We start from the raw sequence: 12894 nt of genomic DNA on the forward strand, positions 1-12894 counted from the left end.
GGCGGCGGAGGGCCGGGAAACCGTTTGGCAGGCCGGGCGGCGAGCGACGATAGTCGCCCGGTGACCTCCACCCCCGACTCCTCCGCAGCCAGTCCCCGCAGACCCGCCTGGGCGGGCCGCAACTACTCGTTGCTGACCGCCGCGGCGGTCGTGACCGGCCTCGGCGCGAACGGATCGCTCATCGCCGCCGCGTTCGCCGTGCTGGACGGGGGCGGCGACGGCGGCGACGTGGGACTGGTGGCCGCCTCCCGCACTCTGCCGCTGGTGGTGTTCCTGCTCATCGGCGGCGCGCTCGCGGACCGGCTGCCCCGGCACCGGGTGATGGTCGCCGCCAACGCCCTCAACTGCCTCTCCCAAGGGACCTTCGCGCTCCTGGTGCTGGCCGGCGAGCCCCGGCTGTGGCAGATGATGCTGCTCACCGCGCTCGGCGGCACCGGGCAGGCGTTCTTCGGCCCGGCGGCCGAGGGCATGCTGATGTCCTCGGTGGAGGGTGAGCAGGCGGGCCGCGCGTTCGCCCTCTTCCGCATGGCCACCCAGGGAGCGGCCCTCGGCGGCGCCGCGCTGGGCGGCGCGCTGGTCGCGGCGGTCGGCCCCGGCTGGGTCCTCGCGTTCGACGCGGCGGCCTTCGCCGTCGCGGGAGCCCTGCGCTCCTTGCTCGACGTCAGCCACATCCCGCCGCGCACACCCGGCGAGGGCATGCTGGCCGATCTCCGGGAGGGCTGGCGGGAGTTCGTCGGCCGCCCCTGGCTATGGGGCATAGTCGTCCAGTTCTCCATCGCCAACGCGGTGGTCGGCGCGGCCGACGCGGTGTACGGCCCGCTCGTCGCCCGCGACAGCCTGGGCGGGGCGGGCCCGTGGGGGCTGGCGCTGGGCGCGTTCGGCGCGGGCACGGTGGCCGGCGCCCTGCTGATGACCCGCTGGCGACCCCGCCGTCTGCTCCTCGCCGGCACCCTGTGCGTCTTCCCGCTGGCCCTGCCCTCGGCCGCCCTCGCCGTGCCGGTGCCGGTGGGCGTCCTCTACGTGGTCATGTTCGTCGCGGGGACGACGGTGGAGGTGTTCGGCGTCTCCTGGATGACCGCGCTGCACCAGGAGATCCCCGAGGACAAGCTCTCCCGGGTCTCCGCCTACGACTGGTTCGGCTCGGTCTCGCTCATACCCCTTGCCACAGCCCTGGCCGGCCCCACCGAGTCCGCCGTCGGCCGCACGGCCGCCCTGTGGGGCTGCGCGGGCCTGGTCGTCCTGGTCACCGCCCTGGTCCTGCTGGTCCCGGACGTCCGCACCCTGACCCGCCGTACCGCACGGCCGGCAACCCCCTCGATCCCCTCAGCCGATACCGAAAGCCCCGTCGGGGGGCTCGGGTGAGGGTACGGCGTCGCTGTCGCCGACCGGCTGCGCGGCACCGATGAAGTCCCGCAGCGCCGGACCGTGTTCGACACGGGCCGGGAAGACGTCGGCGGCGGTGAGACGGGTCACGGCAGCCGTGTCGACGGGCCGGTGCGAGGCGACGAGAACCGCGTTGCCGAACCGCCGGCCGCGCAGCACGCCCGGCTCGGCGATCAGCGCCAGCTCCTCGAACACGGCCGCGAGATTGGCCAGTTGGGAACGCAGGAACCCGAACGGCGCCGCGTCGGCGAGGTTGGCCAGATATACCCCGCCCGGTCGCAGCACGCGCTCGGCCTCACGGGCGTAGGCGAGCGAGGTGAGGTGGGCCGGGACACGTGAGCCGCCGAACACGTCGGCGATCAGCACGTCGGCCGAGTCGTCCGGGGCGGCCTCGAGCCAGGCCCGGGCGTCGGCGGTGTGCAGCGCGACGCCCGAACCCTCCGGAAGCGGCAGATGCTCGACGACCAGCTCCAACAGCCCCCGGTCGGCCTCGACCACGTCCTGCCGGGAGCCGGGCCGGGTGGCGGCGAGGTACCGGGGAAGCGTGAGCGCTCCCCCGCCCAGGTGCACCACGTCCAGCCCGAGCCCTTCCTCGGCCACGGTGTCCAGCACGTACCCGAGCCGCCGCGCGTACTCGAACTCCAGATACGTCGGCTCGTCCAGATCGACGTAGGACTGCGGGGCGCCGTCGACGGTGAGCAGCCACGCCCGCTCCCGATCGACGTCCGGCATCAGCTTGGCGGTGCCGTGATCGACGGCCCGGGTCACAGGTATGGCTTCACTCACGAACCCATTGTCTCCGGAACCGGAGAACACCGGTGCGGTGAGTGCCTGAGGGGCGTGGGGCTGCATCGATGTGCCGCGCAGCCCCCACGCCCCTCAGCCCCTACGGAGCCACGGAGATGACCGTCCCAGCCCCGACGGTCCTGCCACCCTCCCGGATGGCGAACCCGAGCCCAGGCTCGACCGGCACCTCCCGACCCAGCTCAACGGTCATCTCCACCGTCTCGCCGGGCCGCGCGACCGCCACCTCCCCGAGGTCGACGTCCCCGACCACATCCGCCGTACGGATGTAGAACTGCGGTCGGTATCCCGTGGACACCGGAGTCGTACGACCGCCCTCGCGCCCGGACAGCACGTACACCCGCGCCGAGAACCTCCGACTGGGCACCACACTCCCCGGCGCAGCCACCACGTGCCCCCGCCGCACGGCGTCCCGCGGCACACCGCGCAACAGCACGGCCACGTTGTCCCCGGCCTGCGCCTCCTCCATCGGCTTGCCGAAGGTCTCCAGCCCGGTGACGACGGTCTCCACGTCGGCGCCGAGCACCGACACCCGGTCCCCCAGGCGGAGCGTCCCCCGCTCCACGGAGCCCGTGACGACCGTGCCCCGCCCGGTGATCGTGAGCACGTTCTCCACCGGCAGCAGGAACGGCGCGTCCAGATACCGCTCGGGCATCGGCACGTAGGTGTCGACCGCGTCGAGCAGCGCCTCGATCGACGCCGTCCAGCGCGGGTCGCCCTCCAGCGCCTTCAGCCCGGAGACCCGTACGACGGGCACGGCGTCCCCCGGGTACCCCTGCGCGGTGAGCAGGTCGCGGACCTCCAGCTCGACCAGGTCGGTCAGCTCCTCGTCGCCCGCGTCGGCCTTGTTGAGCGCGACGACGATGTGGTCGACGCCCACCTGCCGTGCGAGCAGCACGTGCTCGGCGGTCTGCGGCATGATCCCGTCGAGCGCGGAGACGACGAGGATCGCTCCGTCGAGCTGCGCGGCGCCGGTGACCATGTTCTTGACGTAGTCGGCGTGGCCCGGCATGTCGACATGCGCGTAGTGCCGGGTGTCGGTCTCGTACTCGACGTGCGCGATGTTGATGGTGATGCCGCGGGCGGCCTCCTCCGGGGCCCGGTCGATGCGGTCGAACGGGACGAAGGTGCCGGTGCCGCGCTCGGCCAGGACCTTGGTGATGGCGGCGGTCAGGGTGGTCTTGCCGTGGTCGACGTGGCCCATCGTGCCGATGTTCAGGTGCGGCTTGGTGCGCACGTATGCCGTTTTGGACATGGCTGTACCTCGAAGCCTCTCAGGCGTGCGGAAGAGCGGGGACCCCGAGGAGTGGCCGACCCTCCCCCTGCGGGGTCCGCCGGACAATCCGGAGAGGGTCAGCTTCGGGCGCCGTCGACAGCGGCCGCGAGGATCGGGACGGCAGCCTTCGGCGCATCCGCGACTGCGGATGCTGCGAGGAGGAAGGCGTACCGGAACATGTCGACGATCATCGCCGACGGTTTGTCCTGCGTCGAATGGTTTTTCGCCGCCCTCGTCACTCGGTACGCGAGCCGAGGCAGTGGAAGCGAGGGCCCTCAGGAGATGTTCTTCAGCGCCTCGCGCACGGTCAGCGGTGCGAACCGGCTCCGCTCGCGCGCCAGGAAGCCGCGTACGGCCTCGGCATCGGTCTTGGCGTACTCGCGCAGGCACCAGCCGATGGCCTTGCGGACGAAGAAGTCGGGGTGGCCGGACTGGAGCAGGCAGTAGGCGAACAGCCGGTCGGTGTCGGTGTGTTCCTTGTAGCGGAGCTGGTGCAGCAGGGCCGTACGCGCCACCCAGAGGTCGTCGTCGGTGATCCAGGCGTCCATGTCGGCCGTGAGCCCGGGGTCGGCCGCGACCAGGGCGCCGACGACGTGCGCGGCGAGCAGATCGACGGTGTCCCACCAGGAGACAGTGGTGATGAGGTACCGGGCGACAGGCAGGAACGCGGAGGTACAGCGGGCCGCGTGGCGGCGCAGGTAGTCCACGGCGAAGTAGTGGTACTCGCGCTCGGGCAGCAGCCAGCAGCGCAGGGCGATCGCGGTGCAGTCGGCCTCGTCCGGCCGGGGTGTGCCGGCCAGGACGGTGCGGGACAGGGTGCGCCGGTCCGGGGTCGGGATCCCGAGGAAGGGCGCCACGTCCTTCATGTACGCCCGCATCGCCACGGCCCTTGCGGGATCGGCCGCGGCGGCGTACGTGGCGGTCAGCCGCTCCAGCACGGTGTCGGCGAGGGCGCTGGGCGGCACGTCCGGCGGGGCCGCACCTGTGACGGTCATGGGACGAACGATACGGCGATCACCCGGTCACCTCGTCCTGTACCTGCGCAGCCCCTTGGGCGATAGCTGTCGGCGCAGGGATCTCGAACACCCCTTGGCCGCATGGCTAGATTGAGCCGGTGGAGACGACACACCGGCCCGCAGCTCGGGTCATCTGCCTGGACGCCGCCCAGCGCGTACTCCTGCTGCGCTGGCGCGACCCGTTCGACGGAACATGGCTGTGGGAACCGCCCGGTGGCGGCATGGACCCCGGTGAGACAGCGCTGGAGGCGGCACGGCGCGAACTGGCCGAGGAGACCGGCCTGGACCCGGCCGCGGTCACCGACCGGTCCGTGCCCGTCGAACGAGACGTGTGGTGGAACGGCAAGCGCCACACAGGCTCGGAGCAGTTCTTCCTGGCCCGTTTCACCGAGGAACAGCCGACGCTCGTGAGGACCGGCCTGCTCCCCGACGAACAGATCAACCTCGACACCCACGCCTGGATCGCCGCGCCGGACCTGGCCTCACTCCCTGACCGCCTGGAGCCGCCCCAGCTGCTGACCGTGCTCGAAGCGCTGGTACCGGAGGGCCCCTGGCGGACCTGAAGCCTGTCGAGAAGGAGCAGGACGGTGATGAGACGGACCACACGGCGATCACACGTATGCGTCGGTTAGTGTCGCCGGATGCTCGATGCCAACCGCTCTGGCACCGCCACGGCCTCTCCCCGGGCCGCCATGGAGCAGGCCGTCCCCGCGGCCGTTCCCGCCCCGCCCCTGCCTCGCTCGGGGTTCGCCGCCCGTTGCACGCGCGTGGTGCTGTCGCCGTACGCACGGCTGTCCCTGCTGCTCGCCCTGCTCGCGGGCGCCGCGTCCTGCGTGCTCGCGTTCGAGCCGCAGCGGCTGCTGACACACGGCTGGCCGCCGCAGCTGGGCGGGGCCACGGCGGCCGTCGTGTTCGCGGTGGCGTACGGGCTGTGCACGGTGGCGTTCGTGCCGCGCCCCCTGCTGAACCTGGGGGCGGGCGCGCTGTTCGGCTCCCAGCTCGGGCTGGCGACGGCGCTGTCCGGCACGGTGCTCGGCGCCGGGGTCGCCTTCGGGCTCGGCCGGGTGCTGGGGCAGGACGCGCTGCGGCCGTTGCTGCGCGGCCGCTGGCTGAAGGCGGCCGACGGGCAGCTCAGCCGGCACGGGTTCCGTTCGATGCTGGCGGCGCGGCTCTTCCCGGGTGTGCCGTTCTGGGCGGCGAACTACTGCGCCGCCGTCTCCCGGATGGGCTGGCTGCCGTTCCTGCTGGCCACGGCGCTCGGCTCCATCCCGAACACGGCCGCCTACGCGGTCGCCGGCGCCCGCGCCTCGGCGCCGACGTCGCCCGCCTTCCTGATCGCGATGGCCTCCATCGCGGTACCGGCGCTCGCGGGCACGGTGGTGGCCTGGCGCAAGCGCCACCACCTGCGCGACCGGTGATCAGCTGTTGATCAGCCGGTGATCCTTCAGACCCCTTCCAGGATCATCGCGTTGGCGAGCCCGCCCGCCTCGCACATGGTCTGCAGGGCGTAGCGCGCGCCGCGTTCGCGCATGGCGTGGACCAGGGTGGTGGTCAGGCGGGTGCCGCTGGCGCCCAGCGGGTGGCCGAGGGCGATGGCACCGCCGTGCACATTGACCTTGGCGAGGTCGGCGCCGGTCTCCTGCTGCCAGGACAGGACCACGCTGGAGAAGGCCTCGTTGATCTCGAACAGGTCGATGTCGGCCAGACTCAGCGAGGCACGGCGCAGCACCTTCTCCGTCGCCGGGATGACACCGGTGAGCATCAGCAGCGGGTCGGAGCCGGTGACGGCGAAGCTGTGCAGGCGGGCGATCGGGCGCAGGCCGAGGCGGGCCGCAGTCTCGCTGGAGGTGATCAGCACGGCGGAGGCGCCGTCGTTGACGGGGCTCGCGTTGCCCGCGGTGACGTTCCACTCGATCTGCGGGAAGCGCTCGGCGAAGCCGGGGTCGTAGTAGGCGGGCTTGAGGCCGCCGAGGATCTCCGGGGTGCTGCCGGGCCGTACGCACTCGTCGCGGGTGACGCCCTCCAGCGGCGCCACCTCGGCGTCGAACAGGCCGGCCTCCCACGCGGCGGCGGCCTTGTGGTGCGAGGAGACCGCGAACTCGTCCATCCGCGCGCGCGTGAGGGACCACTTGGCGGCGATGAGTTCGGCGCTGATCCCCTGCGGGAGCAGGCCCTCCGGGTAGCGCTCGGCCACGCCCGGACCGAAGGGGTCCTTGCCGGCCGGCACGTTGGACCACATCGGCACCCGGCTCATCGACTCCACTCCGCAGGCGACGACGAGGTCGTAGGCGCCCGAGATGACGCCCTGCGCGGCGAAGTGCACGGCCTGCTGGGAGGAGCCGCACTGCCGGTCCACGGTGGTCGCCGGGACCGTCTCCGGGAATCCGGCCGCGAGGACGGCGTACCGGGTGGTGTTCATGGCCTGCTCGCCGACCTGGTCGACGGTGCCGCCGATGACGTCGTCGATCAGCGCCGGGTCGACGCCGGAGCGCTCGACCAGGGTGCGCAGGGTGTGCGCGAGGAGCTGCACGGGGTGGACGTGGGCGAGGGAGCCGTTCGGCTTGCCCTTGCCGATGGGCGTGCGTACGGCTTCGACGATGACTGCGTCTCGCATGGTGCGGGCCTCCTTGGCCGCCTGGCTACCCGTAGGGAGCTACCAGTGAGTAGGAAATCCAAACTCACGATAGCTCCATGGGTTGGAAAATCAAACCCTCCTCTAGACTGGCCACCATGGCCGCCACGAAAGACCCGCGCCCCTGCTCCATCGCCGACGCCCTCGCCCTGGTCGGCGAGAAGTACTCCCTGCTCGTCCTGCGCGAGGTGTGTCTGGGCAACGGCCGCTTCGACCAGCTCGTGCGCAACATCGGCGCCCCGCGCGACATCCTGGCCACCCGGCTGCGCCGGCTCGTGGACGCGGGAATCCTCACCAAGCGCGCCTACAGCGAGCGCCCGCAGCGCTTCGAGTACCGGCCCACACCGGCCGGGCTGGAGCTGGAGCCGGTCCTGATGACCCTCAAGGAGTGGGGCGACCGCCACCTGCGCAAGGGCGCCGACCTCCCCATGGTCATCGAGCACAGCTGCGGCAACGAACTGGTCCCCCAGGTCACCTGCCGGGCCTGCGGCGAGCCCGTCCACCACGACGACCTGACGGCCCACCCGCAGGCCCCGGGCTGGACGGTCACCGGCCCGACGGCCGCCTAGGCCGTCGTACCCGACCGGATCGGGCACAGGATGTCGGGTCCGGCAGGGTGAGTCCTTCCTAACGTGAGTGATCGAAAGGGAAGGAGGCCGGGGTGCTGGAGCGGCTGAACCAGGCCATGGAGCACATCGAGTGCCACCTTGATCAGCGGATCGAGGGGGCCGACCTCGCGCGGATCGTGGTGACTTCGGAGTACCACTTGCGGCGGCTGTTCTCCGCGCTGGCGGGGATCCCGCTGTCGGAGTACATCCGGCGCAGGCGGCTCACGATCGCCGGCGCCGAGGTGCTGGCCGGGGATCGGACGCTGCTGGAGATCGCGGTGCGGTACGGCTACACGTCGGGGGAGGCGTTCGCGCGTGCGTTCCGCGTCATGCACGGCGTCGGTCCCGGCGAGGCCAGACGGTCCGGTGCGAGTCTGCAGTCCCAGCCACGGCTGTCCTTCCGCCTCACCGTCGAAGGGAGTAGCAGTATGCGATACCGGGTCGTGGAGAAGGACGAGTTCCGTGTGGTCGGCAGGAAGGCACGCGTTCCGCTCGTGCACGAGGGGGTGAACCCTGCCATTGCCGACTTCATCCGGGGCATCGGGCAGGAGACGCTGCAGCGCATGCGGAGTCTGTCCGATCAGGAACCACAGGGGATCGTCGGGGTGAGTGAGAACATCGACCCTAGTCGGGCGGAGGGGACCGAACTCGACTACTACCACGGGGTGGTGACCCGCGCCGCCGCGCCCCAGGACATGGATGCGCTCACCGTGCCGGCCGGGACCTGGGCCGTCTTCCAGAGCTCCGGGCCGTTCCCGCAGGCGCTCCAGTACCTCTGGCGGGACGTGTTCACGCAGTGGTTCCCGTCCAATCCGTACCGGAGCCGGCCGGGACCGGAGATTCTGCGGACCCAGCTGTCGCAGGACGCCACTCAGGCGGATGCGGAGCTGTGGATGCCCGTGGAGCGGACTGCGGTCTGACCCATGAGCAAGGGGCGGGACGCATGCCGTCCCGCCCCTACGACCACGCCTCCGACCGGTACACGTCCAGCCGCCCGCACATCCCGAACTTCCCTTCCTCCGAAGGCTGTTCGGCCCGTACGGCGGCGTCGGCGAGGTGGGAGACGTCGCCGCCTTCGAGGCGAGCCAGGTGGTCCCCGGTGGTCTCGGCGGCCGCGCGTGCCCCGTGCCGCCAGCGCTCGCGCCACTGCGCCAGCCGGGGCCGTACGAGGGCTGCGGCGGCCCGGTGGAAGGCGGCCAGCGGCTCGGGGCCGGAAGCCTCGCACAGGGTGCGGTAGCCCTCCAGGGCGAGGTCACGGCGGGCGCGAGCGAGCCGCTCCCGCTCCTCCTCCGGTGCGTCGGCCGGGATCACGGTCGCGGCGGCGTACGTGTCCGGGTCGGTCAGGTACCGCGGGGGCAGGGTGAGCACCGCGTCGCCGGCCTCCGGCAGGCCGCTGTTCTGCATCAGGACGGTGATGCGCAGGTCGCCCTCGTTGACCAGCCGGTGGATGGTGCCCGGCGTGAACCAGGCGACCGTGCCCGCCTCCAGGGGCGTGACCCGGTACCCGGACGCCGTCAGCGTCTGGACGGCACCGGTCCCGCCCGTGACCACGTACCCCTCCGAACAGGCCAGGTGCAGATGGGGGGTTCCGCCGTGCAGGCCGTCGGCGGCGGGCCAGTCGTAGACGCACAGGCGCGAGACGGCGACCCCGCCGGGCAGCCCGCCGTACCCGCTCACCACGGGTGCGCCTCCAGGTACTTGGCGATCTCCTCCCGCCCCCAGGCGCCGTCGGCGACGACGACTCGGTAGCGGCGGGTGAGGGTGTCGCCGGGGGCCAGCTCCAGCTCCTCGTGGAAGGCCCAGGACGGGGCGATGCCCGCGAAGGGGTCGTTGCGGACGAACCAGTGGGCGGGGTGGGTACCCCCGGCGCCCGAGTGATCGTTCTCCGGGGCGTGCGCGAAGACGACGGTGGCGTGCCCGTCGGTGCCGTCGTGCTCGCCGGACAGGGCCAGCCAGGGGCCCTGCGTGCCCATCAGCTCCGGGCCCTCCCCGTCGGGGCCGATGATCCGGCCGCCACGGAAGGCGCGCGGGCCGCGCCAGAACAGGCCGGTGTAGCCGGCCATCTCGCGTCCGGCGGTGGTCGGACTGCCGAAGCGCAGGGGCTCCTCGCGGCGGTTGGTCACCGCGGACGACCAGGTCAGCGCCCAGGAGCCGCAGGCCGGGTCGACGTCGTGCACCTCGACGCGGCGGACCTCCTCGGCCCACAGCCGGCCGCCGTGCGGGTGCCAGGTCAGCCGCTCGGAGATGACGGCCCGGTCCTCGTCGGCGGCGATCTCGTCGAAGCCGGCGTGCGCCATCGAGCCGACCCGCTCCGGGAGTTCGAGATAGCCCTCCCCATGGACGTATGTGTTACCGCCCCACAGGTTCGCCCCGGACAGATGCGAGGCCGTCAGGGACAGGCCCTTGTGCCAGCGGTGGTCGTTGGGCCGGTAATCGGTGACGATGTCGCCCGCCAGGGTGCGCACCGGGTGGAGGTACGGCTTCGGCGCCTCCCAGGCCGCCTCCGGGCTGTAGACATAGGCGAACAGCTCGACGCCGGTGAGCGGTTCGGTCACCGTGATCCGGTCGCCGTGGGCGTGGACGAGGCGCAGTCGGCCGCTCATGCCGGGACCTCCTCGGTCGCCCCGGGTGCCCAGCCGGGCGCGTCGCCGTGCAGGGCCGTGTAGTACGGGTCGCCGGGCCCGATCTCGCCGCGTCGTACGGTCGTGTCGGTGAACGCCGACCTGTACAGCGCGGTGATCAGCTCCAGGCTGGTGCGCCCGTCCGCCCCGCTGCTGCGCGGCCGCTCCCCCGAGCGCATGCTCGCGACCAGCTCCCGCAGCTGGGCGAGGTGCGAGCTGGGCGCGTCGGGCCCGAAGTCCCGCCAGGCGGCGACCTGTTCGGACGGCACGTCGGGGGCCGGGGTGATGCGCCAGTTGTCGTTGGCGTGCCCGTAGAGGTGGGTCAGTTCGACGGTGGCGCGTTCGCAGTCGATGCGGATGCGGCTGACCTCGTCGGGGCTGAGCACGCTGTTGACGACGGTCGCCAGCGCGCCGTTCTCGAAGCGGACGAGCGCGGTGGAGACGTCCTCGGTCTCCACGTCGTGCACCAGCCGGCCGGCCATGGCCCGCACCTCGCTCCACGGCCCGAGGAGGTCGAGCAGCAGATCCATCTGGTGGATGCCGTGCCCCATGGCCGGGCCGCCGCCCTCGGTGTGCCAGCGGCCCCGCCAGGGCACGGCGTAGTAGGCGGTGTCCCGGTACCAGGTGGTCTGGCAGTGGGCCACCAGCGGGCGCCCCATCGCCCGCTCGGCGAGGAGCTGCCGCACATGCCGGGATCCGGAGCCGAAGCGGTGCTGGAAGACGATCGACGCGTACGGCCCGCCGTCGGTGCCCTCCTCCGCCTCGATCGCGTCGAAGTCGGCGAGCGAGGGCACCGGGGGCTTCTCGCACCACACCCAGGCCCCGGCGCGCAGCGCGGCCACCGTCTGTGCGCGGTGCAGCGTGGGCGGGGTGCCGATGGTGACCAGGTCGGGCCGCTGCTCGGTGAGCATCAGGTCGAGGTCCGTATAGGCGTGCGGGATGCGGGCCTCGGCGCAGAACGCCTCCACGGCGTCCTTGTCGATGTCGACGGCGGCCACGACCTCCGTCTCGCCCTCCTCGGCGAGTCGGGCGAGCGCGGGCAGATGCGATCCGCGCCCGATGGCGCCGGTGCCGATGACGGCGGCCCGGATGCGCCGGCCGGAGCAGGGGGATGTCGAGCGAGGCATGGGCGGGTTCAGCACTCCTCCGGGGACGGCGGCGGGCGCGGTGCGGCGGGTGCAGCAAGCGCTTTCTCCTGCGCTGCAACGTAAGCGGAGGCGCCGGGGCCGGTCAACACCCGGTGCCACCTGTGAACCTTCGTGTCCCGCCGCTCACCGCCGGCCGACGGCGAACCCCTGTTCCCGGGCGGTCCGGGGAGCCCGATACGCTGCCCCAGTCACATGATCACCACATATCCCATCAGCGCTTGGACGTCGTACCTTCATGTCTTGGTTTGAATCCCTCGTCCTCGGACTCGTCCAGGGGCTGACCGAGTTCCTGCCCGTCTCCTCCAGCGCGCATCTGCGGCTGACCGCGGCCTTCTCGGGTTGGAAGGACCCCGGGGCGGCCTTCACGGCGATCACCCAGATCGGTACGGAGGCGGCGGTCCTGATCTACTTCCGCAAGGACATCGGGCGGATCATCTCGGCCTGGTTCCGGTCGCTGTTCGACAAGGCGATGCGGCACAACCACGACGCCCAGATGGGCTGGCTGGTGATCGTCGGCTCGATCCCGATCGGTGTGCTCGGTGTGACACTCAAGGACCAGATCGAGGGTCCGTTCCGTGATCTGCGGATCACCGCGACCATGCTCGTCGTCGTCGGCGTGGTGATCGGCATCGCGGACCGTCTGGCGGCCCGTGACGAGACCGGGGGGCGGCACCGCGCGCCCAAGCAGCGCAAGACGCTGGAGAACCTCGGCGTCAAGGACGGCCTGATCTTCGGCCTCTGCCAGGCGTGCGCCCTCATCCCCGGTGTCTCCCGCTCCGGAGCGACCATCAGCGGCGGCCTGTTCATGGGCTACAAGCGCGAGGCGGCGGCCCGCTACTCCTTCCTGCTGGCCATCCCGGCGGTGCTGGCGTCCGGGCTGTTCGAGGTGAAGGACTCGGTGGGCAGCGGCGATGTCGACTGGGGCCCGACCCTGTTCGCGACCGTGATCGCGTTCGCGTCGGGTTACGCGGTGATCGCCTGGTTCATGAAGTGGATCTCCAACAAGAGCTTCATGCCTTTCGTCTGGTACCGCATCGCCCTCGGCATCGTCATCATCGCGCTGGTGACGACGGGCGCCCTGAGCCCCCACGCGGCGGAATCCGGGGGCTGAACCAAGGCCGCACAGGTAGCGCTATCTAGCATTTTCTAGCGCCTGATTGCATCACCACGCCATGATCATCTCCCACTCGTCTCCCACCTGGGAGGCGGGATGCACCCTCCTAGGGCGCGTGCGTCCGCGAAGCAAGGGATGACACGGCAGGGCCCGCACGGCAAGCCGTGCGGGCCCGCGGCCAGGCAGCTCGCCCGTCGTCTCCCCAAGCCGCCTCACCCGCCCGAGTTAAACAGTTGCCACGAGATCGGCACGGGGGGGTGCCCCTATGACTTTGGTCAAGGGGCAATCGGGG

The 12894-nt window shown here is 71.9% G+C and carries 13 protein-coding genes; 6 read left to right on the forward strand and 7 right to left on the reverse strand.

The features are described from left to right. Window positions 1-60: 60 nt before the first annotated feature. The gene (locus ACFY3C_RS39670) at window positions 61-1362 is read left to right on the forward strand and encodes an MFS transporter (protein WP_390774294.1); all 1302 of its coding nucleotides are present in this window, start codon (window positions 61-63) and stop codon (window positions 1360-1362) included. Here the strand turns inward: ACFY3C_RS39670 and ACFY3C_RS39675 are convergent. The 3 genes from ACFY3C_RS39675 to ACFY3C_RS39685 form a co-directional block, all read right to left on the reverse strand. Then, the gene (locus ACFY3C_RS39675; RefSeq protein WP_390774295.1) at window positions 1324-2169 is read right to left on the reverse strand and encodes a spermidine synthase; all 846 of its coding nucleotides are present in this window, start codon (window positions 2167-2169) and stop codon (window positions 1324-1326) included. The genes ACFY3C_RS39670 and ACFY3C_RS39675 overlap by 39 nt on opposite strands. Before the next feature lie 100 nt (window positions 2170-2269). Continuing rightward, window positions 2270-3442 carry an elongation factor Tu gene (tuf, locus tag ACFY3C_RS39680; protein ID WP_390774296.1) on the reverse strand — a complete coding sequence of 391 codons (1173 nt, stop codon included), beginning with the start codon at window positions 3440-3442 and terminating at the stop codon, window positions 2270-2272. 296 nt (window positions 3443-3738) lie between these two features. Next, window positions 3739-4458, reverse strand: a complete 720-nt coding sequence (locus ACFY3C_RS39685) for a DNA alkylation repair protein (protein ID WP_390774297.1) — start codon at window positions 4456-4458, stop codon at window positions 3739-3741. 119 nt (window positions 4459-4577) lie between these two features. Here ACFY3C_RS39685 and ACFY3C_RS39690 point away from each other — a divergent pair, with 119 nt between their 5' ends. Together ACFY3C_RS39690 and ACFY3C_RS39695 are read left to right on the forward strand one after the other, a co-directional pair. Next, window positions 4578-5042, forward strand: coding sequence for an NUDIX hydrolase (locus ACFY3C_RS39690; RefSeq protein ID WP_390774298.1), 465 nt, complete (start codon window positions 4578-4580; stop codon window positions 5040-5042). A 78-nt stretch (window positions 5043-5120) separates the two neighbouring features. Further along, window positions 5121-5897 carry a TVP38/TMEM64 family protein gene (locus ACFY3C_RS39695; RefSeq protein WP_386579741.1) on the forward strand — a complete coding sequence of 259 codons (777 nt, stop codon included), beginning with the start codon at window positions 5121-5123 and terminating at the stop codon, window positions 5895-5897. A 26-nt stretch (window positions 5898-5923) separates the two neighbouring features. Here the strand turns inward: ACFY3C_RS39695 and ACFY3C_RS39700 are convergent, their stop codons facing one another. Next, window positions 5924-7093 carry a thiolase family protein gene (locus tag ACFY3C_RS39700; RefSeq protein WP_386579739.1) on the reverse strand — a complete coding sequence of 390 codons (1170 nt, stop codon included), beginning with the start codon at window positions 7091-7093 and terminating at the stop codon, window positions 5924-5926. A gap of 116 nt (window positions 7094-7209) precedes the next feature. Here ACFY3C_RS39700 and ACFY3C_RS39705 point away from each other — a divergent pair, with 116 nt between their 5' ends. Then, a complete protein-coding gene (locus tag ACFY3C_RS39705; RefSeq protein ID WP_386579738.1) occupies window positions 7210-7680 on the forward strand; it encodes a winged helix-turn-helix transcriptional regulator in 471 nt (156 codons plus the stop codon). Window positions 7681-7772: 92 nt separating this feature from the next. Next, window positions 7773-8639, forward strand: a complete 867-nt coding sequence (locus ACFY3C_RS39710) for a GyrI-like domain-containing protein (protein WP_386579737.1) — start codon at window positions 7773-7775, stop codon at window positions 8637-8639. A gap of 37 nt (window positions 8640-8676) precedes the next feature. On the opposite strand, the gene ACFY3C_RS39715 is transcribed toward ACFY3C_RS39710, so the two are convergent. Genes ACFY3C_RS39715 through ACFY3C_RS39725 form a run of 3 tightly spaced genes read right to left on the reverse strand, consistent with a single transcriptional unit; the run spans window position 8677 to window position 11467 of the window. Continuing rightward, window positions 8677-9399 (reverse strand): cupin domain-containing protein, encoded by a 723-nt coding sequence (locus tag ACFY3C_RS39715; protein WP_386579736.1) that lies wholly within the window; start codon window positions 9397-9399, stop codon window positions 8677-8679. Beyond that, on the reverse strand, window positions 9393-10322 hold the full coding sequence (locus ACFY3C_RS39720) for a PmoA family protein (RefSeq protein WP_390774299.1): 930 nt from the start codon (window positions 10320-10322) through the stop codon (window positions 9393-9395). The genes ACFY3C_RS39715 and ACFY3C_RS39720 overlap by 7 nt, the downstream gene beginning before the upstream one ends. Continuing rightward, window positions 10319-11467 (reverse strand): Gfo/Idh/MocA family protein, encoded by a 1149-nt coding sequence (locus ACFY3C_RS39725; RefSeq protein WP_390774300.1) that lies wholly within the window; start codon window positions 11465-11467, stop codon window positions 10319-10321. The genes ACFY3C_RS39720 and ACFY3C_RS39725 overlap by 4 nt, the downstream gene beginning before the upstream one ends. Window positions 11468-11723: 256 nt before the next feature. On the opposite strand from ACFY3C_RS39725, the gene ACFY3C_RS39730 reads away from it, so the two are divergent. Beyond that, window positions 11724-12599 (forward strand): undecaprenyl-diphosphate phosphatase, encoded by an 876-nt coding sequence (locus tag ACFY3C_RS39730; RefSeq protein WP_390774301.1) that lies wholly within the window; start codon window positions 11724-11726, stop codon window positions 12597-12599. Window positions 12600-12894 lie beyond the last annotated feature (295 nt).

Source organism: Streptomyces sp. NPDC001410, from assembly GCF_042895235.1.
Taxonomy (GTDB): Bacteria; Actinomycetota; Actinomycetes; order Streptomycetales; family Streptomycetaceae; genus Streptomyces.